Genomic DNA, 20,933 nt, shown 5'->3' on the forward strand with positions numbered 1-20,933 from the left:
CGCCGATGGAAAGGCAGCGGCCCGGGATGTCGCTGCCGGAATGCTGGCGAGTCGACCCTCAGGCCCACCGGGTCGGCGTATCACCGCTGTCGAAGTCGCCCGCCTCGCGCCGGAATTCCGCGAGCAGTTGCAGCAGCAGCTGGAGACGCTCCGGAGGCAGGCCCGGCCGGGCGAAGACCTTCTCGTTCAATTCCCGGGTTGCCGCCGCCGCCAGATCGCGGCCGGCGGCCGTGATCTCGATCAGGGTTGCCCGGCGGTCGCTGGGGTGTGGTACTCGTTTGACCAGTTGGGCCGCTTCGAGCCGATCGACGGTATTGGTGACACTCGTCGGGTGGACCTGCAACCGGGCGCTGGCCATCGCCATCGGCAGCGCCCCGGTCTTGCTGAAGCCGAGCAGCGTCAGCAATTCGTAGCGGGAGAAGGTCAGCCCCGACGGGCGCAGCGCCTCGTCCACCCGGGCCATCACGATCTGCTGGGCACGCACCAGAGAGGTCACCGCGGCCATGCCGTCGGCGACATCGCCCCAGCCGTGCGAGGTCCACTGGCGGTGGGCCTCTTCGATGGGGTCCAGCGGAAGCGGGCGGGGTGCGGCCATACTGCCGAGTGTATTTGCCCGCCCGCTCCCACGCTGCGGTCCGGGAGTCGCCGGATCGGTGATTCAGGACAGTCCCGAAAGATCACCGAGGACAACATGGTTGCGATCGGCGGTGTTTCCGAGCGTGTACTCGGGCATCAGTCCGAGATATTCGGCCCGGCTGCGGGTGCTCCACCGCCGCGCGTCCGGGGTGCGGGTTTTGTAGAAATTGACCATGTAACCGCCCTCGTAGAGGCGCAGCAGGGTGTAGCCGCCCGGATACTCCTTCACCGCGCCCACTTCCAGGAATTCCACCCGGAGCGGGATGTCGGGGCGGGTGCGGCGATTGCGGTGGGTATGGCCCGCATGGTGGAAGAACACCCCCGGTGTCGATTGATACAGCTGCTGCAGGGTGAGCGCGTCCGATCGATTCAGCACGAAATTCGGGCCGGCGATATTGGTCAGTCCCGATTCCGCGGTGACCGGATGGTGTCCGAAGACGACCGTCGGCCGGTCGGGATCGCGACGCAGCGATTCGCGCAGGCGATCGAATTGCTCGGGACCGATACTGCCCCCGGAGCCGTCCAGTTCGGTGGTGTCGAGTCCGATCAGCCGCAACCCGCCGAGCCGATGTTCGGTCGATTGTGCCGGGGGAAGGAAGGATTCGCCCCAGCAGTCGTAGTGGTCGGCCGCCACCGCCGGACAGCCGGCGTAGTCGGCGCCGGGATGGGGACGGTCGTGATTGCCGCGTGCGGCGAACCAGTCCCGACCCTCGATTCCCCAGGCGTCCAGCCGATTTCGCACCGCCCGGGTCTGCTCGGAGGTGGCTTCCGCGGTCAGATCACCGGCCAGGATCAGATGGTCGGCGCCGCGATCCGGCCGGCGCAGATCGTCGAGCAATGCCGCCAGCATCACCTCGGGGTACGGCGGCAGTCCCGGTTCCTGTCGCACGCCCGGCGGCAGCCCTGCGGCGATGATGCCGCTGGTCTCCTCACCGATGTGCACGTCGTTGCAGAGCGCGAGGGTGCGCAGCAACCGGCCCGGGGGAGCGACGAGAGTGGTGAATTCACCGCTACATTCGGGTGCGCCGGGCAGATGAGTGACCAACTCCGGGGCCGGTACCGCCCGCACCCCGTCCGACCACGCCTCGAATCGATATCGCCGTCCCGGCTCCAGGCCGTCGATCTGGGCGTAGTGATACGGCGTCCGATCGGCGCCGGTCACGGGCACCGGCCGGGCGGGACCGGCGGAATCCGCAGGGGCCAAGCGGATCTCGGTGCCGGCCGCGACCGGGACCGATGCTCCCGACGCATCGGCGGCGAGTGTCGTCCAGGTGATGATCGCCGACGTGTCGGTGAGCGTGACCACCTCCAGATCCGTCGCGCGCAGTGAATTCGCCTGTGCCCGAGCCGAAATCGGAAGCACGACCGGTGTGGCGGCCGCGGCGGCCAGGGCCGCGAGCAGGCGGCGGCGATTCGGCCCGCAACAGGTCATCGTCGCTTCCTCGTGGGTGGTCGGTACCGATCCACGGCCGACCCTACCCAGGCCGACACCATACCGTGTGTCGTGCCGTCGGCTCACCGGGTAGGTTGGCTAGCCGGTCGCCTCGGCGCAGTATCCGATCGGAAGGACGGTCCATGGCAGCGGCGCAGCAGCACGAACGTCGGTGGAAACTCGTGCTCGGCGTGGTGGCGCTGGCCGCCTCGGCCATGATCACCGCGTGTTCGGCGTCCTCGGACGAGCCGGAGATCGTGGTCTACAACTCGCATGATCAGCGTCTGACCCGGCAGTGGGCCGACGCCTTCACCGAGCAGACCGGAATCCGGGTGACGTTGCGCGACGGCGCCGACGCCGAAGTCGCCGATCAGGTGCTGGCCGAGGGCGACCGATCGCCGGCCGATGTGGTTCTCACCGAGAATTCACCGGCGATGGCCCGGATGGAGCGCGCCGGTCTGTTCGCCGGCCTCGACCCCGCCACCCTCGCGCAGGTGCCCGAACAGTTCCGTCCGAGTTCGGGGCAGTGGACCGGAATCGCCGCGCGGTCGACCGCATTCGTCTTCCACCCGGGGAAGATCCCGCCCGCCGAACTGCCCGCCGGCTTGCTGGACCTGCAACAGCCGCGATGGCACGGCCGCTGGACCGCCGATTCGCACGGCGCGGACTTCCAGGCGATCGTCGCGGCATTGCTGGCACTCGACGGCGAGAACGCCACGCGCGCGTGGCTGCACGGGGTGAAGGACAACGCCACCGACGCGCCCAACGGCTTCGCGGCACTGAAGGCGGTCGGTGCGGGAGGGGTCGGCGGCGCGCTGGTCTTCGCCACCGACTGGTACCGCGACCAGCCCGCACCCGAGCGGATCATCGGTCCCTCGACGCCGCACTATTTCCGCGGCGGGGACCCGGGCGGATACCTCTCGCTGTCCGGTGCGGGGGTGCTGAAGTCGAGCCGGCACGCCGCCGAGGCCCAGCGGTTCGTGCGATTCGTGACGGCCGCGGCCGGGCAGCGTCTGCTCAGCGGCGGTGCGGCCATGGAGTATCCGGTGGCCGCGGGTGTCCCCGCCGATCCGGCGCTGCCGCCGCTGGATTCGCTGGACCCGCCGCGCGTGAATCCGAGCGAACTCGACCCCGATCGAGTCGAGGCGTTGATGCGCGAGGCGGGGCTGCTCTGATCCGCTACGAGGCGGTCAGGTCGTAGCGGTACCTGCTGGTCGGAATGACGTCGAGATCGCGGTCGGCGCCGAAGGTCGCGACGCTGGCCATCATGCGACCGGCGCGGCGCTGCAACTCCGCGTCGTCACCGCCGCTGCCCCAGAACGCGTGCTGGTCGGTCATCGCGTCCATCGGGAAGAGTTCCTCGACCAGCGCGTCCACCCGCGGCCCCGGAGTGACCGCCGCGACCACGGTGTTCTGCACGTAACCGAAGGTGGCCTGGGTTTCGATGGCCACGGTGGTATGCCGGTCCTGCCAATTGCGCAGCCATTCGGCGCGGGTCAGCTCCTGCGGAATTCGCAGCAGCGCGATATTGGCCAGCGCCTCGTAGCGGGTTCCGTCCGGGGGCCGCGCGGTGGTGAGCGGTTCGCGTTCGTCCACGATCCAGCCGTTGATCCGCTCGGCCACGCCACCGAGCACATCGGTGATCGGCCCGTTCTGTCCCTCGCTCCAGACGCCGACGATCGCCGCGACGGGTTCGTCGTAGGTGCTCACCCGCAGTTGTGCGGCCGCGACGTCGGCGTCGCCGATGTTGACCTGGAGTTCGGTCGCCCCCGCGGCGGCCAGCCGCCGGTGGAACTCCGGCGCGTGCAGGGTGTCCGCGAGATCCGGCCCCCAGAGGGCGTACATCAATTTCATGCCGGATCCTTTCGGGGAACTGCGTTCGGCTGCGACGACGGTAGTTCCGTCTACCGCGCGAGACTCGCGATTCGCCAAACCCGGTCCCGCTCACCGGGACCGAATCGCCAGGCCGGATCGCCGCGTTCGTGCGCCGGTCCGGCGGGCTCGGTCGCCTACAGTGAGAGCGATATCCGTCCGGTGAGAGGAGACCAGGTGCGCCGCATACTGTTCGCGATGACGTTGTGTGCCGCCGTACTACCCGCGCTCGCCTGCTCCGCCGAGGCCGACCGCGCACCGGCGAAGACATCGGCGCCCGCGTCCGCGCCCGCGGCAGCCGACCACGGCACCAACGGCACGATCGAGGTGGTGGCCACCCACGGTCCCGAGAAGTACGCCGCCGCCGGACTCGCCGCGGGCATCACCACGTGTCAGGCCGGATCGGTGCTGGCGACTCTGACCACCGGCCGGGACGGCAAGGCCCACCAGGATGTGGCCGCCGACTGCTATCAGGTTCAGGTGACGTCGGTGCCGATGGGATGCCGGCTGGCCACCGGCCCCGCCGAGAAGGTCGATGTGGTGGCCGGCCGGACCGCGACCGCGGAGTTCGGATTGGCCTGCGCCTGAGCGTTTTTCACCGGTTGGCGAGTTCGGCGAGCCGGTAGGCCAGCGCCGTGCGCACCGCCGGGATGCGGGTGACGAGGCGGATCGCGGTGTTGCGCAGCATGCGGGCCGGTCGCGGGCGCAGCGTCGCCATCCGGGTCATGCGATCGGTGAAGGCCACCACGTCCAGCGCGACCGGGCGGCGGGTGCGCTCGTAGTCGTCGAGCAGCGCGTCGGGTTCGCCGCCCAGGACCCGGGCCAGCAGCGTGCTCAGCAGGGCCGCATCCTGGATCCCGGTGTTCATTCCCTGCCCACCGGCCGGGCTGTGCACATGTGCGGCATCGCCGGCCAGCAGGATCCGCCCGGCGCGATAGCGGTCGGCCACCCGGTGGTGCACGCGAAAACGTGAGCTCCACAGCACCTCTCGCACCGTGGCGCCGGGGCAGCGGGCATCCAGCAGCGCTTGCACCTGCGCGCGGGTGGGATGTTCGGGCGCCTCGGCGACGGTGGCGACGACGCGGAAACGATCGTGGTCGGTGTCCGGCAGGGGTGCGACCACCACGATGCCCTCGGGCGAGACGTGCAGCGATACCTCGTCGCGCGAGGCGGGCCAGTCCATCCGCACATCGGCCAGGACGAACGATTCCGGATAGGTGGCGCCGGTGAAGCCGATTCCCGCCGCCTCGCGGACCCGGCTGTGCATCCCGTCCGCGCCGATCACGTACTCGGCGCGGATCGATCCGGATTGCCCTGTGGCATCGGTGAATTCGACGGTGACGAATTCCTCGCCCGGTATCACCGCGGTGACCTCCACGGGGCGCACGACCGTTCCGCCCGCCCGCTGCAGCCGGTCGAGCAGGACCGCCTCGGTCGTCTCCTGGCCGATCATCAGCGTGTAGGGGAACGGTGTCGGCAGGTCGGAGAAGCCGATGGTGGTCAACCGGTCGGCGCCTTCGTACATGACGAAGCGCGGCACCTCGAGTCCCAGGTCGTGCAGGGTCGTGGCGATGCCCATCTCGTCGAGGACCTCCAACGTGCGGGCATGGACGACCGCGGCGCGGGACGTGTTCGCCCCGGCGGCCAGTCGATCCAGCAGAACCACATCGGCGCCGGCATCGGCGAGTGCGATCGCGGCGGTCAGTCCGGCGGGTCCGGCGCCGACGATGACGACCGCGGCGGTGGCGGGAACGGTGCTGCTCATGACTACTCCCTCAGGTTTGCCAACGTATGTTGGCCAACGGCTGTTGACATCAGGATAAAACTGGGGGGATGGAAAGTCAACAGTTGTTGGCCTACGGTTGTGGGCATGAGTGAAGAGACTGCGCCGCGCCGCTCGGACGCCACTCGCGCGGCGATTCTGGAGGCGGCTCGCCGGCATTTCGCCCGCGAGGGATATGCCAAGGCGACCATCCGGGCGATCGCCGCCGACGCCGGCATCGATCCGTCGATGGTGATGCGGTACTACGGCAACAAGGACGGCCTGTTCGACGCGGCGCTCGACGTCGATCTCGCCCTGCCGGATCTGGCCGCGGTGGCCGAGGACGAGCTGGGTGCGACGGTCGCCCGGCGCTTCCTGGAACTGTGGGAGACGCCACCGGGTAACGAACTGCTGCTGACCCTGTTGCGTTCTTCGGTGTCGGACGAGACTGTGGCGCAACGGTTTCAACGCGTCTTCGCCGAACAGCTGATGCCGATGGTGACCCGCGTCGGCGACCCCGCGGACGCGCCGCGGCGAGCCGGATTGGTGGTCACGCAGATTCTGGGACTGGCGGTGTGCCGCTATGTATTGCGCCTGCCACCGGTGGTGGCGTTGACGGCCGAGGAGATCGTCGCGGAGATCGGCGCGACGGTGCAGCGGTATCTGGTGTCGGTGCCGAGATGAGACGGGTCCCGGCGAGACGAGCCGGGAGGAGATATGACGAGCAGATATGACAATGCCCCGAGTCCGGCGGCGCGGGCTCGGGGCATCAGGGCTGCGGTGCGGTCCTCGAGTGTCGGCGCACGGCATCTACCTCCGTTCGATCGGGTGGACGCTGTCGGTGTTCGGTCAGCTGTAGAGGCGCTCGACGAATGCGCGCAGGTTGGTGCGCACCCGTTCGGCCTTCTCCTCGTCGGTCAGATCCTCGCGGTAGCGGTTGCCCAGCGCGGGGCGCTTCTTGTTGCGCGCGTACAGCGAACAGGCCAGATCGGTGCACATGTAGATGCCGATCGAGTTACCGCGCCGCCCGGATTCGCCGACCTTGTGCGCGGTGAGCAGCGATACCCCGGTACCGGTGTGCGTGGTCAGGCAGATCGAGCAGAGCTGGGCCCGGCCGGATCCGCCCGTCTCGTAGCGCAGTGCCACGCCGACCAGCCGATCGTCCTGCGGGGTCACCAGATACGCGCGACCCGGCATCGACCGGTCGTTCCAGCCGAAGAAGTCCAGGTCCTCCCATGGTCGCGTGTCGAGATCCCGGGGGACCGGCATGCGTTTGGCATCGCCCTTGGAACAGTTGACGAACGACGAGCGGATCTCGCGTTCGGTCAGTGGTTGCACGTGTTCACTCCTTCCGAATGGATGAACGGAAAACGGAGCGAGGCTACGGCCACCGGTCTCGGCGGGCAATCGAATATCGGCTCAGCCGATGGTGCGCAGCCCGGCGAGGGTCACCGTGATCAGCCGTTCTGCCGCATCGGGTGAGGTTTCGCACGCGACGCCGATACCGTGGCCCAGGCGCAACAGATCGCGCGGTTCGATTTCCGGGCGGATCAGGCCGGCGTCCTGGGCGGGTTGCAGGACCGCCGTCGCGGCGTCGGTGATCAGATTCGAACACAGCAAGAAGGTCTGCGATCCGCGGTCGATGGCGGCCTTGAGGGTCACCGCCAGACTGCGTTTGTCCATCACGAATCGCACCTGGGCGCGGAACCACTGCTCCAGCGCGTCGAGGGGGGAGAGGGTTTCGGTCAGCTCGGCGGCGAGTTCGGCCAATGCCTCGATACTCGAGCGATAGACCGCCTCGATGAGCGCGTCCCGGTTGGGAAAGTGGCGATAGAGGGTGCCCGGTCCCACCGCGGCTCGGCGCGCCACCTCGTCCAGGGGCGCCTCCGGGCCGAATTCGGCGAACGCCTCCCGCGCGCACGCGAGTATGCGCTCGTAGTTGCGCCGCGCATCCGCGCGCATCGGACGCGGCGGCGCCGCGCGCCCGGACCCCTGTGTCGACGGTGCGCTCACGATTCCTCCAGTGGAAACGGATGAACTCTCCGCTTAGTCTTGCGTAACCGGAGAACTTCTCCATATGCTATCTCCATTGGAAACGGAGACATTCTCCGTTTAGTTCCGCAATCCGATGGAGCCTCCTTGACTACCTCCACGATTTCCTCGTCACCGCAGGTCGGCGCACCGCCCGGGCGGCTGCGCTCCGGCATCGTGCTGGCCACGCTGCTGACCTGCCAGTTGATGATCGTGCTCGACATCACCGTGATGAACGTGGCACTGCCCCGCATCCAGCACGATCTGCACTTCAGTGCCACCGGCCTGTCCTGGGTGATGAACGCCTACACCCTGGTCTTCGGCGGGCTGCTGCTGCTCGGCGGCCGGGCCGGCGACCTGTTCGGACGCCGGCGCATCTTCATCCTCGGAACCGTGCTCTTCACCCTCGCTTCCCTCGGCGGCGGGCTGGCGCCGTCGGCCGCCTGGCTGATCGTCGCTCGCATCGTGCAGGGCCTCGGTGGTGCGATGGCCGGTCCGAACACTCTCGCCCTGCTGACCACCACCTTCGCCGATCCGAAGATGCGGGTCCGGGTGCTGGCGCTGTTCTCCGGAATGTCCAGTGCGGGATTCGCGATCGGGCTGATCCTGGGTGGACTGCTGACCCAGTGGCTGAGCTGGCGCTCGGTGCTGTTCATCAACGTGCCGTTCGGACTGGCCGTGGCACTGCTGGCGGCACGGTACCTACCCGACGCGCCGCGCCGTCGCGCTCATCTCGACCTGCCCGGAGCGGTGACCGCGACGGGTGCGGTGGCCGCGCTGGTCTACGGCTTCATCAGCGCCGCGGCGCACGGCTGGGACGATGTGACGACCGATGTGTCGCTGGCGGCCGGCGTGCTCGCACTGATCGCATTCCTGCTGATCGAACGCCAGGCCGCACAACCGCTGCTGCCACTGCACCTGTTCGCCGACCGCAATCGGGCCGCCGCGTACGCCAACATGTTCCTGGGGCCGATGGCGGGGACCTCGATGTTCTTCTTCCTCACCCAGTATCTGCAGGAAGTGCGGGGAATGAGCGCGCTGGCAACGGGTTTCGCCTTCCTGCCGACCGCGGTGACGATGTTCGCGATGATCCGGCTGATTCCGCGCCTGCTGCCGCGCTTCGGTCCCAAACCGGTGACGCTGGTGGGCACGTCCGCGATGATCGCCGGGCTGGCGCTGCTCACCCTGCTCGATACCGATACCGGTTACTTCCCGCTGCTCGCGGTGGCGACGCTGTTGATGGGATGCGGTATCGGCCTGGCCTTCTCGCCGCTGAACGTGATCATCATGGCGAATGTGGCGCCCGAGGAGGCCGGTGCGGCGGGCGGCGCGTTGCAGACGCTGCAGCAGACCGGCGCCGCGCTGGGGCTGGCGGTACTGGTCACGGTATTCGGCACCGCCGTGCGGGCCGCGTCCGGATCGGCCGTGCACGTGCTCGTCTCCGGTATCACGACCGCCTTCGCCGCGGCGGCCGGGATCGCGGTGCTGACCTTGCTCGTGGCGTCGACCTTTCGGAGTGTGCGGGCGCAACGATGAGCGACCAAGATCAACTTCGGGCATTTGGGACTATTCGAAACATGTTGCCGCGCAGTGACTTAACCGATATTCTACTCACAGCAACCTCTATGACTGCCGTGCGAAACTCGTCGCGATGCTCACCTATTTTCAAGCGATGGTCATCGGCGCGGTGCAGGGCTTCACCGAGCTGTTCCCGATCTCCAGTCTCGGACATTCGGTTCTCGTGGCGGCCTGGCTGGGAGGTCGATGGGGAGCGTTGCCCGGACAGGGCGGAACCGATTCGGCCGTAACCTATCTGGCATTCGTCGTCGCTCTGCACGTGGCGACGGCGGTCGCGCTGGTGATCTACTACTGGCGGGACTGGTGCGCGATCGCCGCCGGATTCGTCGAGATGGTGCGGACCAGGCGGCTGGATACCGTGCCGCAACGGCTGGCCTGGCTGATCGTGATCGCGACCGTGCCGGTCGCGATTCTCGGTCCGCTGCTGGAACATCCGCTGCACGACGTCTTCGCCGCTCCCTTGTGCGCCGCGGCCTTCCTGACCGTCAACGGCGTGGTGCTGGTTGTCGGCGAAGGCCTGCGTCGCCGCAACGAGCCCACCCTCGCCGAATACGGCCGCCGCTTCGCCCTGAATCAGGCGAACAGCCGGAGGCGCACGGCGACAACACTTTCCCTGCCGCAATCCGACCGGCGCCTCGCGGCCCTCGACTCCCGGGACGCGGTCGGCATCGGCCTGGCCCAAGCCGGTGCCCTCCTCACCGGCTTCAGCCGGGCCGGCCTCACCATGGTCGGCGGTCTCTGGCGCGGTCTCGAACACGAACACGCCGCCAAATTCGCCTTCCTCCTCGCCACCCCCGCGATCTTCGGCGCCGGGATCGTCGACCTCCCGGACCTGATAACCCCACGCGCAGAGGTGATCTGGGGCCCGATCATCGTCGGCGCCGTCGTCTCCGGCGTGACATCCTGGCTCGCCGTCCGCTACCTCGAACGGTACTTCCGGACCCGGACCCTGCTGCCGTTCGCGGCGTACTGCGTGATCGTGGGGGCGGTGTCGATCGTCCGATTCGGGTGAGCAGCGTAGCGGGCCGCTAACGCGCCACGGCGGGACTGTTGTGGTACGCGGCGACCGTCCACTTGCCGTCGCGCCGGTGCATGACCCAGGTCGCGTTCACGTACCGGTCGGCGGGTACTTCGGTCTCGCCGGCGAACGCGATCGCGGCCTTGCTGACGACAACGGCGTGGTCGGCGCCGAGGAACCGGATATCTCCGATGTCGTCGGTGACGGTCGAGTTCGCGAGAACGGTCGCGAACCCGTCCGCCATACCCTGCCGGATCTCCGCCCGGCTGCGCCGATAGGTCCCCGGCATGATCACCGTGGCGTCCTCGGCGTAGTCCGCGACGAAAGCGTCCGCGTCCCCAGCCGCCCAGGCCTTGTACTGATCGGCCAAGATCTGCGCGATGGCGGCCGAGTCGTCGGTTCGAGTCGTGGTCATGGCATGTCCTTCGTTCGTCGGCGCGGCCCTCGTTCGGGCCATACATCTCTCCGACGCGCGAGCATCCCCCGAATCGACAAACGAAAAAGGTCCCGACCGGATGGTCGGGACCTGGTGTGCTGTGCCCTCGGCAGGATTCGAACCTGCGGCCTTCTGCTCCGGAGGCAGACGCTCTATCCCCTGAGCTACGAGGGCGGGGATCGGACCCGGTCGACACCAGTGGTTACGTCGTCCGATCGGGCGGGGAAAGCGTATCGCATCACACGGCGTGCGCCAAAAGACAGGTCCGAGCAGGGATTCAGTCCGGCGTCACGGCACTACCGCGTCGGCATCGGCGCACCCGGCATGCCGGGGATGGCGGGAATGCCGGGGATACCGGCGGGGAGTTCGTCCATCTGGCCGGTGGGCGGGACAGCCTTGTCCTTGTCGGCGTGGTGGCGCGACTTGGGGACGAAGTAGACGACCAGCGCGACGACCAGGACGGCGATCACCACGACCGCGCCGACCAGCGCCCAGGGAACACGCCGGTGCTTCGGCGGGTTGGAATTGCCGTTGTACGCCCCGCCGGGGGCGGATTTGGCGGCGGCACGAATCGCCTTGGCTGATTTCGCGCTGGTGTTCGGCATCGGTTGGCGCTCTCTTCGGGTGCGTCGGTGGTTCTCGCGGTGTCGGAACGACGGCCGGGGCCGCCGGTGCCGGATGCCGGGTGCGGCGAGCAGGTGCCCGCTGACGGCGCACACCCGCTCGGACCATAGGATAGAGACTCGTGACTCCAGCTGACCTTGCAGAACTCCTTCGTGCGACCGCGGCGAAGGTGCTCGTCGAACGCGGATCCGACCCTGCGGTCCTGCCCGACGAGGTCAAGGTGGAGCGTCCCCGTAATCCGGAACACGGAGACTATGCCACGAATGTGGCCATGCAGGTGGGTAAGAAGGCCGGAATGAACCCGCGCGAACTGGCCGGTCTGCTGGCCGACGCGCTGGCCGCCACCGACGGCATCGAATCCGCCGACGTGGCCGGCCCGGGCTTCCTCAACATCCGCCTCGCCGCGGCCGCCCAGGGCGCCATCGTGGAGCAGATCCGCGCCGCGGGTGCCGCCTACGGCACCGCGCAGGCGCTCACCGGCACCAAGATCAACCTGGAGTTCGTCTCCGCCAATCCGACCGGCCCGGTCCACCTGGGCGGTACCCGCTGGGCCTCGGTCGGCGATGCGCTGGGTCGCATTCTGGCCGCTCAGGGCGCGGACGTGACCCGCGAGTACTACTTCAACGACCACGGCGCGCAGATCGACCGCTTCGCCGAATCGCTGGTCGCCGCCGCCACCGGCGCGCCCACCCCGGAGAACGGCTACGCCGGCGCCTACATCTCCGAGATCGCGGGCCAGATCACCGCGGCGCATCCGGACGCGGCGAGTCTGCCGGAGAACGAGCGGCACGAACTGTTCCGCCGCGAGGGTGTGGAGCTGATGTTCGCCCACATCAAGCAGACCCTGCACGATTTCGGCACCGATTTCGACGTGTACTTCAACGAGAGCTCGCTGTTCGCCTCCGGCGCCGTGGAGAAGGCGCTCGACCAGCTCAAGGCCTCGGGCAATCTGTACGAGAAGGACGGCGCCTGGTGGATCGCCAGCACCGAATACGGTGACGACAAGGACCGCGTCGTCATCAAGAGCGACGGCAAGTCCGCCTATATCGGTGGCGATATCGCCTACTTCCAGAACAAGCGCTCGCGCGGGTTCGACCTCTGCATCTACATGCTCGGCGCCGACCATCACGGCTACATCGGCCGGCTGAAGGCGGCGGCGGCCGCGTTCGGCGACGATCCGAACACCGTCGAGGTGCTGATCGGCCAGATGGTGAACCTGGTGCGCGACGGCGTGGCGGTGCGGATGAGCAAGCGCGCCGGCACGGTGGTCACCCTCGACGATCTGGTCGAGGCGATCGGCGTCGACGCCGCCCGCTACGTGCTGGTGCGTAGTTCGGTGAACTCGAGCATCGATATCGACCTGGATCTGTGGACCAAGCAGAGCAGTGAGAATCCGGTCTACTACGTGCAGTACGCGCACGCCCGCACCTGCGCGGTCGCCCGCAATGCCACCGACTTCGGATTCGCCGGTGTCACACCGGATCTCGGCCTGCTGGTCGCCGACGAGGAGGGCGAGCTGATCCGCACCCTCGGCGAGTTCCCGGCCGTGGTGGCGAGTGCGGCGAGCCTGCGCGAACCGCACCGCGTGGCCCGTTATCTGGAGGAACTGGCGGGCGCCTACCACCGCTTCCAGACCAACAAGACGCTGCGGATCCTGCCGCAGAACGACGACCCGGTCCTGCCGGTCAACGCCGCCCGCCTGCAACTGGTCGACGCCACCCGTCAGGTGCTGTCCAACGGTCTGGCGCTGCTGGGCGTATCCGCCCCGGAGCGCATGTGAACCGCCGTCGGTCAGGTCATCGTGTGAGGAAGGAATTATTGTGAGTGCGCATCCGGCGGGACCTCGGCACGCCGAGATCCCCCACGCCCCCAACCTGCCGGAGCGGCCCGCGGACCCCCGCGAGATGATCGACCTGCCCGACAAGGTGTGGCCGCGCAACGCCTCTCGCGACGCCGCGGGTGTGGTGCGCTTGGCCGGTGTGCCCGTCACGCAGCTCGCCGCCGAATTCGGCACGCCGCTGTTCGTGGTCGACGAGGACGACTTCCGCTCCCGCTGCCGCGATATGGTGCGCGCCTTCGGTCCCGGCGCGCGAGTTCACTACGCCTCCAAGGCATTTCTGTGCGGCGAGATCGCGCGCTGGGTGCGCGACGAGGGCCTGCACCTGGACGTGTGCTCCGGCGGCGAGCTGGCGGTGGCGCTGCACGGCGGCTTCCCGGCCGAACGAATCGCGTTGCACGGCAACAACAAATCGGTCGCCGAACTGGAGCAGGCCGTGGCGGCGGGTGTCGGGCACGTCGTCGTCGACTCACTGATCGAGATCGAGCGCCTGGAGGCGGTCGCCGCCCGCGCGGGCGTGGTGCAGGACGTGCTGGTCCGCGTCACCGTCGGCGTGGAAGCACATACCCACGAATACATTTCGACCGCGCACGAGGATCAGAAGTTCGGCTTCTCGATCGCCGGCGGCGATGCGATGGAGGCGTTGGCCCGGGTCTTCGAGGCGGACAATCTGCGCCTGGTCGGCCTGCACAGCCATATCGGATCGCAGATCTTCGACATCGACGGCTTCGAGATCTCCGCGCGGCGCATGTTGCGACTGCTGCGCGATGCGATCGAGAAGTTCGGCGTCGAGCGCACCGAGCAGATCGCGATTCTGGATCTCGGTGGCGGCCTCGGCATTTCGTATCTGCCGAGCGACGATCCGCCGCCGCTGGACGAGTTCGCCGCGAAGGTGCGCGACCTCGTCGAGGTGGAGGCGGCGCAGATCGGCCTGCCCACCCCGACCATCGCGGTCGAGCCGGGCCGCGCGATCGCCGGCCCGGGCACCGTCACCCTCTACGAGGTCGGCACCACCAAGGACGTCTCACTCGACGCGGGCGCGCAGCGCCGCTACGTCAGCGTCGACGGCGGGATGAGCGACAACATCCGTCCCGCGCTCTATCAGGCCGACTACGACTGCCGGCTGGTCTCCCGCTCCAGCGAGTCCGCCCCGGTGGTGGCCCGTGTGGTCGGAAAGCATTGTGAGAGCGGCGATATCGTCATCCGCGACACCTGGATGCCGGCCGACGTCGGACCGGGGGACCTGGTTGCGGTCGCGGCCACGGGCGCGTACTGCTATTCGATGGCCAGCCGCTACAACATGCTCACCCGCCCGGCCGTGGTCGCGGTCCGCGACGGGCAGGCGCGGCTGCTGCTGCGCCGTGAGACGGTGGCGGATCTGATGAGCCTGGAAGCGACGGAGGTGCACTCATGACCGAGGCGACGAACCGGCCCCGAGGCGGTGCGTTCGGAATCGAACGTCCCATCGGGGTCGCGGTGCTCGGCATGGGCAATGTCGGCACCGAGGTGGTGCGCATCCTGCGCGAGCACGCCGACGACCTGCGCTCGCGGGTGGGCGCCCCGGTGGTGCTGCGCGGCGTCGCGGTGCGGCGCCTCGACGTCGACCGCGGCATTCCGGCCGAGTTGCTGACCACCGACGCCGAAGCGCTGGTCGCTCGCGACGACGTCGACCTGGTGGTCGAGGTGATGGGCGGTATCGACCCGGCTCGCAAGCTGATCCTGGCCGCGCTCAACGGCGGCAAGTCGGTCGTGACCGCGAACAAGGCGCTGCTGGCCGACTACACCGGTGAGCTGGCCGCGGCGGCCGAGGGCAGCCGCGCCGACCTGTACTTCGAGGCCGCGGTGGCCGGCGCCATTCCGGTGGTGCGCCCGCTGATCCAGTCGATGTCCGGCGACCGGGTGAACCGGGTGGTCGGAATCGTCAACGGCACAACGAATTTCATTCTCTCGGCGATGGACGAGACCGGCGCCGACTACACCGACACGCTCGCCGAGGCGACCCGGCTGGGCTACGCCGAAGCGGATCCCACCGCCGATGTCGAGGGCTACGACGCCGCCGCCAAGGCCGCGATCCTGGCCTCGCTGGCCTTCCACACCCGCGTCACCGCCGCCGACGTCTACCGCGAGGGCATCTCGAAGATCACCGCCGAGGATCTGGAGACCGCGGCGGCGGTCGGCTGCACCGTGAAGCTGCTGGCCATCTGCGAGCGGATGCCCGGCGGCGAGCGGCTGTCGATGGACGGATCGGCGGTCGCCGCGCTGGGTGACGCGAGCAGCTCGTCCGCCGGTAAGGACCGGGTGTCGGTGCGCGTGTACCCGGCGCTGATCCCGCGGCGGCATCCGCTGTCCTCGGTCAACGGCGCCTTCAACGCGGTGGTCGTCGAGGCCGAGAACGCCGGCCGGCTGATGTTCTACGGCCAGGGCGCGGGCGGCGCGCCGACCGCCTCGGCGGTGATGGGCGATCTGGTGATGGCGGCCCGCAACAAGTTCTACGGTGGCCGCGCACCGGGTGAATCGGTTTATGCTGAGCTGCCGATCGCGCCGATCGGCGACATCCCGACCCGCTATCACGTGAACCTGCAGGTTGCCGACCGCACCGGGGTTCTGCAGGCGGTGTCCGGCAAATTCGCCGAACACGGTGTCAGCATCTCGACGGTCCGCCAGGAGGGATTCGACGAGGGCGCCCGACTGGTCGTGGTCACCCACCACGCCCCGGAGTCGGCGCTGGCCGATACCGTGGCAGCACTTGCCGAGCTGGAATCCGTCACATCCGTGACCAGCGTCTTGAGATTGGAAGGCACCGAGGAATGAGTCAGACAGGAGCGCCGCCGTCGGCCGGGGCCGTGCACACTCCGTGGCCGGGGCTGATCGCCGCCTATCGGGAGCGCCTGGCGGTCGGCGCGGACTGGGAGCCGGTCACCCTCTACGAGGGTGGCACGCCGCTGGTGCCCGCGCATCACCTGTCCGAGCTCACGGGCTGCGAGGTGTATCTCAAGGTCGAGGGCCTCAACCCGACCGGGTCGTTCAAGGACCGCGGTATGACCATGGCGATGACCGACGCCAAGGCCCGCGGCCAGAAGGCGGTGCTGTGCGCCTCCACGGGTAACACCTCCGCCTCGGCGGCGGCCTACGCCACCCGGGCCGGCATGCACTGCGCCGTGCTGATCCCGCAGGGCAAGATCGCGATGGGCAAGCTCGCGCAGGCGGTCATGCTCGGCGCCAAGATCATTCAGGTCGAGGGCAATTTCGACGACTGCCTCGAGCTGGCCCGCAAGGTCACCTCGGACTTCCCCGAGGTCGGCCTGGTGAACTCGGTCAACCCGGCCCGCATCGAGGGGCAGAAGACCGCGGCCTTCGAGATCTGCGACGCGCTGGGCAAGGCTCCCGACGTGCACGCCCTGCCGGTCGGCAACGCGGGCAACATCACCGCGTACTGGAAGGGCTACAGCGAATACCACGCCGACGGCCTCACCGCGAGCCGCCCGCGCATGCTCGGTGTGCAGGCCGCCGGGGCCGCGCCGCTGGTCAACGGTGCGCCGGTGAAGGACCCCGAAACCATCGCCACCGCGATCCGGATCGGCGCGCCCGCGTCCTGGAACAGCGCGGTGGCCGCCCAGGAGCAGTCCGGTGGCGCCTTCCGGGCCGCTACCGACGACGAGATCCTGGCGGCGTATCGCCTGGTCGCGGGCACCGAGGGCGTCTTCGTCGAGCCCGCCTCGGCCGCCAGCGTGGCCGGTCTGCTGGCCGCACGCAAGGAGGGCTGGCTCGATTCCGGTCTCACCGTCGTGTGCACCGTCACCGGCAACGGCCTGAAGGACCCGGACACCGCTCTGCTGGGTATGCCCGCGGTGGAGGCGATCGCGGTGGATCCGGTAGCGGTGGCCCGCGAGCTCGAGTTGGCCTGAGTTGAGTGCGCGCGAAGGTCAGTTGATGACGCGGACCCTCCCGCCCGGTATCACCGTTACCGCGAAGGTGCCCGCCTCCAGCGCCAATCTGGGACCCGGATTCGATTCGCTCGGTATCGCTTTGGGGTTGTACGACGAAATCGTGGTACGTACCACCGATTCCGGGCTTACCATCCGAGTGGAGGGTGAGGGCGCCGACGACGTCCCTTGGGGCCCTTCACATCTGGTGGTGCGCGCGATCGAACGCGGCCTGGAAGCCGCGGGCGTGTGGGCCGACGGGCTGGATGTGGTGTGCCGCAACGTCATTCCGCATTCGCGAGGGTTGGGATCGTCGGCCTCGGCGGCGGTCGGCGGACTCGCCGCCGCGCGTGGGCTGGCCGCGAAGTTCGACCCGGCGCTGACGGGTTCGGATGCCGAATTGGTGCAGCTGGCTTCGGAATTCGAGGGCCATCCGGACAACGCGGCCGCGAGCGTGCTCGGCGGCATCGTGGTGTCGTGGACCGAATCCGACCGCGCCGGCGAACTCGACGCGAGCAGTTCCGTCGAGCACCACCAGCGCGTCTACCGTGCGGTGCGGCTGGAACCGCACCCGCGGCTGCGCGCGACGGTGCTGATCCCGCAGGAGCGCTCCTCGACCGCGCACACCCGCGGCCTGCTGCCGGAGATGGTCCCGCACGGCGACGCCGCGTTCAACGTCAGCCGCGCCGCGCTGTCGGTGGTCGCCCTGACCGAGCGTCCCGACCTGCTCCTGCCCGCGACCCAGGACCGCCTGCACCAGGGCTATCGCGCCGCCGCGCTGCCGCTGACCACCGCCTGGATCACCCGGCTGCGCACCGCCGGACTCGCCGCGATGGTGTCGGGCGCCGGTCCGACCATCCTGGCGCTGAGCGCCGGAGAATTTCCGGACGACCTGCGCAAACTCGCCGAGGAGGACGGTCTGCGCGTGGTCGAACCCGACATTTCCGCGGGTGTGAGCGTGGACTGATGGCGTGGCTGCCTTGCTGACGTGGTCGGACAGAGCTATCCTGAGCACGTCCGTACATCGTGCGCGTCAGACGCCGGTGCTTCATCAGGGCAATCGCTCCAGCAGGCTCCTTGCTCAAGCTCGGTGGCTCGGGGGCTCGAATCACTCGGGACTTCGACCTCGACGTCGGGGACAGCGACTGGAATGATCACTCCCACTCAATGAACCGGTGGCCGTGACCAGGTGGGTGATTCCATCGGTCCGGCGGGGCAGGCGATACGGCATCCGAGCTCGGCACAGTGATCGGGCTTCGGGACGAACCCTCGAATATGCACACGGCAATCGAGGGAAGGAAAGGATCTCCGTGACAGATACGGACCTGCTCGCGACACCCGGGGTGGACACTGCAAATCCCTCGGACGGCCGCGAAAGTGACTCCGGACAGATTTCGAAGATGAGCGAACACACCGACGTCGCACGATCGGGGCTGACTGGAATGTTGTTGCCGCAGTTGCGTGCGCTTGCCGGAGAGCTCGGTATCCGAGGCACATCCGGAATGCGTAAGGGCGATCTCATCGCCGCCATCAAGGAAAACCAGGCCTCCTCCGGCAAGTCCGCGCGTGGTGGCCGGGGCGATGCGAAATCCGCCGAAGCGGACGCGGGCGCCGAGCCCGCCGCGAAGTCCGCGTCGAATGTCGCGACCGAATCCGGTGCCGCGGCGAAGGCCGAGTCCCCTCAGACCTCCGAGAACACCACCGAGTCCGCCGGTAAGGGACGCGCCCGGAACGATGCGTCGAAGGGCACCCGCAACGGTGCCGCGCGTGGTCAGCAGCAGACTCTCGACGGCGTCGGCACCGAGAACGCGTCCGCCAAGGCGGAAACCGCGGAATCGGCTGCGCGCCCGGCCGATTCGGGGGACGAGTCCGGCCGTGACGGTGGCCAGCGCGGCCGCGGCCGCCAGCGTCGTGGCCGCGACCAGCGTGGTGAGGGCGGCGACAACCGCGGCGAGAACCGCGGTGGCGAGGCTCGCGCCGAGACCAAGACCGAACCGAAGGCCGAAGGCGGCGACGCCAAGTCGGATCAGGAGTCGGGCGATCGTCGCCGCGACCGCAACCAGTCCGGCGGCCAGAACCAGTCCGGCCAGAACGGCGCCGCCCGCGGTGGCGATCGTGGCCGCGACCAGCGTGGTGAGGACGACGAGGAAGGTGGGCGCGGGCGCCGCGGCCGCCGATTCCGGGAGCGCCGTCGTGGCGGACGTGACCGTGAGGGCGGCGAGGGCGGCCGCGAGGTCGAGATCCGCGAGGACGATGTCCTGCAGCCGGTCGCCGGCATCCTCGATGTGCTCGACAACTACGCGTTCGTGCGCACCTCGGGCTACCTGGCCGGCCAGAACGACGTCTACGTGTCGATGAACCTGGTGCGCAAGAACGGCCTGCGCCGTGGTGACGCGATCACCGGTGCGGTGCGTGCTCCGCGCGAGGGCGAACAGGGCAATCAGCGCCAGAAGTTCGATCCGCTGGTGCGGCTGGACACGGTCAACGGCTCGGATGTCGAATCCGCCCGCCGCCGGCCGGAATTCAACAAGCTCACCCCGCTGTACCCGAACCAGCGGCTGCGGCTCGAGACCACGCCGAACAAGCTCACGACCCGCGTGATCGACCTGATCATGCCGATCGGTAAGGGCCAGCGCGCGCTGATCGTGTCGCCGCCGAAGGCGGGTAAGACCACGATCCTGCAGGACATCGCGAACGCGATCGCCACCAACAACCCGGAGTGCTACCTGATGGTGGTGCTGGTGGACGAGCGTCCCGAAGAGGTCACCGATATGCAGCGTTCGGTGCGCGGCGAGGTGATCGCCTCGACGTTCGACCGTCCACCGAGCGATCACACCTCGGTCGCCGAACTCGCCATCGAGCGGGCCAAGCGCCTGGTCGAGATGGGGCAGGACGTCGTCGTGCTGCTCGACTCGATCACCCGGCTGGGTCGTGCGTACAACAACTCCTCGCCGGCCTCGGGTCGCATCCTGTCCGGTGGTGTGGATTCCACCGCGCTGTACCCGCCCAAGCGGTTCCTCGGCGCGGCCCGCAACATCGAGAACGGCGGCTCGCTGACCATCATCGCCACCGCCATGGTGGAGACCGGTTCCACCGGTGACACGGTGATCTTCGAGGAGTTCAAGGGCACCGGTAACGCCGAGCTCAAGCTCGATCGCAAGATCGCCGAGCGGCGCGTGTTCCCGGCCGTCGACATCAACCCGTCCAGCACCCGCCACGACGAGCTGCTGATGTCGCCCGACGAGATGGCGGTCATCCACAAGCTGCGCCGGGTGCTCTCGGGCCTCGATTCGCAGCAGGCGATCGACCTGCTCATCGACCGTTTGAAGAAGTCGAAGAGCAACGTCGAATTCCTGATGACGGTCTCGAAGACCGCACCGGGCGCCTTGGACGAATAGGCGACGAGCAGTACGTCCGCCCGGCGCGCACCCGCAGGTGCCGCTCGGCTCGCGATAATGCGGCCCCGCTTCGGCGGGGCCGCATTGCTGTCTGCGGGAGAGGTGTACGCCGATGCCCGCGCCGTCTGCCGGGGCGGGGCGGAGTAGGGGAGTAGAACAGCAGGCCGATGACCGCGGCACCGGCGATCAGCCCGAGCAGAATCAGTGCGGTGGCACCGGTGATGGATCCGGTGGAGACCGAGGTCGCGGCGAATTCGTAGGGCCGATCCGGTCCGGTGGGGGTCACGACGGCGGCCCGGGGCGGGGTACCGGAGGCCGTGAGCCACCCGGCGAGGACGAGGACCGCCAGGGCGGCCAATGTCGTCGCGGCGCCGATTTCCTTGGTA

19 protein-coding genes and 1 tRNA gene are annotated in these 20,933 nt (G+C 68.7%); 11 read left to right on the forward strand and 9 right to left on the reverse strand.

Annotated features, from left to right (window positions below; genetic code table 11):
• Positions 1-58: 58 nt before the first annotated feature.
• Positions 59-595, reverse strand: coding sequence for a MarR family winged helix-turn-helix transcriptional regulator (locus tag AC5592_RS09375; protein ID WP_036498508.1), 537 nt, complete (start codon positions 593-595; stop codon positions 59-61).
• 63 nt (positions 596-658) lie between these two features.
• Positions 659-2,068: a metallophosphoesterase gene (locus AC5592_RS09380; protein ID WP_063063956.1), complete on the reverse strand. Its 1,410-nt coding sequence runs from the start codon at positions 2,066-2,068 to the stop codon at positions 659-661.
• 143 nt (positions 2,069-2,211) lie between these two features.
• Here AC5592_RS09380 and AC5592_RS09385 point away from each other — a divergent pair, with 143 nt between their 5' ends.
• Complete coding sequence (locus AC5592_RS09385) at positions 2,212-3,243, forward strand: extracellular solute-binding protein (protein ID WP_157121701.1); 1,032 nt, start codon at positions 2,212-2,214, stop codon at positions 3,241-3,243.
• A 4-nt stretch (positions 3,244-3,247) separates the two neighbouring features.
• Here AC5592_RS09385 and AC5592_RS09390 read toward each other — a convergent pair whose 3' ends face one another.
• Complete coding sequence (locus AC5592_RS09390; RefSeq protein ID WP_036498514.1) at positions 3,248-3,922, reverse strand: EthD domain-containing protein; 675 nt, start codon at positions 3,920-3,922, stop codon at positions 3,248-3,250.
• Positions 3,923-4,117: 195 nt separating this feature from the next.
• On the opposite strand from AC5592_RS09390, the gene AC5592_RS09395 reads away from it, so the two are divergent.
• Complete coding sequence (locus AC5592_RS09395; RefSeq protein ID WP_036498516.1) at positions 4,118-4,528, forward strand: hypothetical protein; 411 nt, start codon at positions 4,118-4,120, stop codon at positions 4,526-4,528.
• Positions 4,529-4,535: 7 nt separating this feature from the next.
• On the opposite strand, the gene AC5592_RS09400 is transcribed toward AC5592_RS09395, so the two are convergent.
• Entirely contained in the window at positions 4,536-5,705 is a 1,170-nt protein-coding gene (locus tag AC5592_RS09400) for an FAD-dependent oxidoreductase (RefSeq protein WP_063063957.1), read from the reverse strand.
• A gap of 105 nt (positions 5,706-5,810) precedes the next feature.
• On the opposite strand from AC5592_RS09400, the gene AC5592_RS09405 reads away from it, so the two are divergent.
• Entirely contained in the window at positions 5,811-6,386 is a 576-nt protein-coding gene (locus AC5592_RS09405; RefSeq protein ID WP_174372263.1) for a TetR/AcrR family transcriptional regulator, read from the forward strand.
• A 165-nt stretch (positions 6,387-6,551) separates the two neighbouring features.
• On the opposite strand, the gene AC5592_RS09410 is transcribed toward AC5592_RS09405, so the two are convergent.
• Together AC5592_RS09410 and AC5592_RS09415 are read right to left on the reverse strand one after the other, a co-directional pair.
• On the reverse strand, positions 6,552-7,040 hold the full coding sequence (locus AC5592_RS09410; protein WP_036498520.1) for an FBP domain-containing protein: 489 nt from the start codon (positions 7,038-7,040) through the stop codon (positions 6,552-6,554).
• Positions 7,041-7,121: 81 nt separating this feature from the next.
• Positions 7,122-7,715 carry a TetR/AcrR family transcriptional regulator gene (locus tag AC5592_RS09415; protein ID WP_232329274.1) on the reverse strand — a complete coding sequence of 198 codons (594 nt, stop codon included), beginning with the start codon at positions 7,713-7,715 and terminating at the stop codon, positions 7,122-7,124.
• A 126-nt stretch (positions 7,716-7,841) separates the two neighbouring features.
• On the opposite strand from AC5592_RS09415, the gene AC5592_RS09420 reads away from it, so the two are divergent.
• Positions 7,842-9,269 carry an MFS transporter gene (locus tag AC5592_RS09420; RefSeq protein ID WP_036498524.1) on the forward strand — a complete coding sequence of 476 codons (1,428 nt, stop codon included), beginning with the start codon at positions 7,842-7,844 and terminating at the stop codon, positions 9,267-9,269.
• Positions 9,270-9,384: 115 nt separating this feature from the next.
• On the forward strand, positions 9,385-10,323 hold the full coding sequence (locus tag AC5592_RS09425) for an undecaprenyl-diphosphate phosphatase (protein WP_063063958.1): 939 nt from the start codon (positions 9,385-9,387) through the stop codon (positions 10,321-10,323).
• A 16-nt stretch (positions 10,324-10,339) separates the two neighbouring features.
• On the opposite strand, the gene AC5592_RS09430 is transcribed toward AC5592_RS09425, so the two are convergent.
• From AC5592_RS09430 to AC5592_RS09440, 3 genes are all read right to left on the reverse strand, one after another.
• Complete coding sequence (locus AC5592_RS09430; protein WP_063063959.1) at positions 10,340-10,744, reverse strand: SgcJ/EcaC family oxidoreductase; 405 nt, start codon at positions 10,742-10,744, stop codon at positions 10,340-10,342.
• Between the two features lie 122 nt (positions 10,745-10,866).
• Positions 10,867-10,939, reverse strand: a tRNA-Arg gene (locus AC5592_RS09435).
• Between the two features lie 122 nt (positions 10,940-11,061).
• Positions 11,062-11,370: a hypothetical protein gene (locus tag AC5592_RS09440; RefSeq protein WP_036498530.1), complete on the reverse strand. Its 309-nt coding sequence runs from the start codon at positions 11,368-11,370 to the stop codon at positions 11,062-11,064.
• 140 nt (positions 11,371-11,510) lie between these two features.
• On the opposite strand from AC5592_RS09440, the gene argS reads away from it, so the two are divergent.
• The 6 genes from argS (at position 11,511) to rho (ending at position 20,547) form a co-directional block, all read left to right on the forward strand.
• Positions 11,511-13,169 (forward strand): arginine--tRNA ligase, encoded by a 1,659-nt coding sequence (gene argS / locus AC5592_RS09445; RefSeq protein ID WP_036498532.1) that lies wholly within the window; start codon positions 11,511-11,513, stop codon positions 13,167-13,169.
• Between the two features lie 40 nt (positions 13,170-13,209).
• The gene (gene lysA / locus AC5592_RS09450) at positions 13,210-14,640 is read left to right on the forward strand and encodes a diaminopimelate decarboxylase (protein WP_036498534.1); all 1,431 of its coding nucleotides are present in this window, start codon (positions 13,210-13,212) and stop codon (positions 14,638-14,640) included.
• Entirely contained in the window at positions 14,637-16,037 is a 1,401-nt protein-coding gene (locus AC5592_RS09455; protein WP_051024360.1) for a homoserine dehydrogenase, read from the forward strand. The genes lysA and AC5592_RS09455 overlap by 4 nt, the downstream gene beginning before the upstream one ends.
• The gene (thrC, locus tag AC5592_RS09460; protein ID WP_063063960.1) at positions 16,034-17,131 is read left to right on the forward strand and encodes a threonine synthase; all 1,098 of its coding nucleotides are present in this window, start codon (positions 16,034-16,036) and stop codon (positions 17,129-17,131) included. The genes AC5592_RS09455 and thrC overlap by 4 nt, the downstream gene beginning before the upstream one ends.
• Before the next feature lie 25 nt (positions 17,132-17,156).
• Positions 17,157-18,116 (forward strand): homoserine kinase, encoded by a 960-nt coding sequence (gene thrB, locus AC5592_RS09465; protein ID WP_036498558.1) that lies wholly within the window; start codon positions 17,157-17,159, stop codon positions 18,114-18,116.
• A gap of 433 nt (positions 18,117-18,549) precedes the next feature.
• Entirely contained in the window at positions 18,550-20,547 is a 1,998-nt protein-coding gene (rho, locus tag AC5592_RS09470; protein ID WP_157121703.1) for a transcription termination factor Rho, read from the forward strand.
• Positions 20,548-20,933: the final 386 nt, after the last annotated feature.

Origin of the sequence: Nocardia violaceofusca NBRC 14427 (genome assembly GCF_963869435.1) — a bacterium.
In the GTDB taxonomy this organism is placed as follows: domain Bacteria; phylum Actinomycetota; class Actinomycetes; order Mycobacteriales; family Mycobacteriaceae; genus Nocardia; species Nocardia aobensis.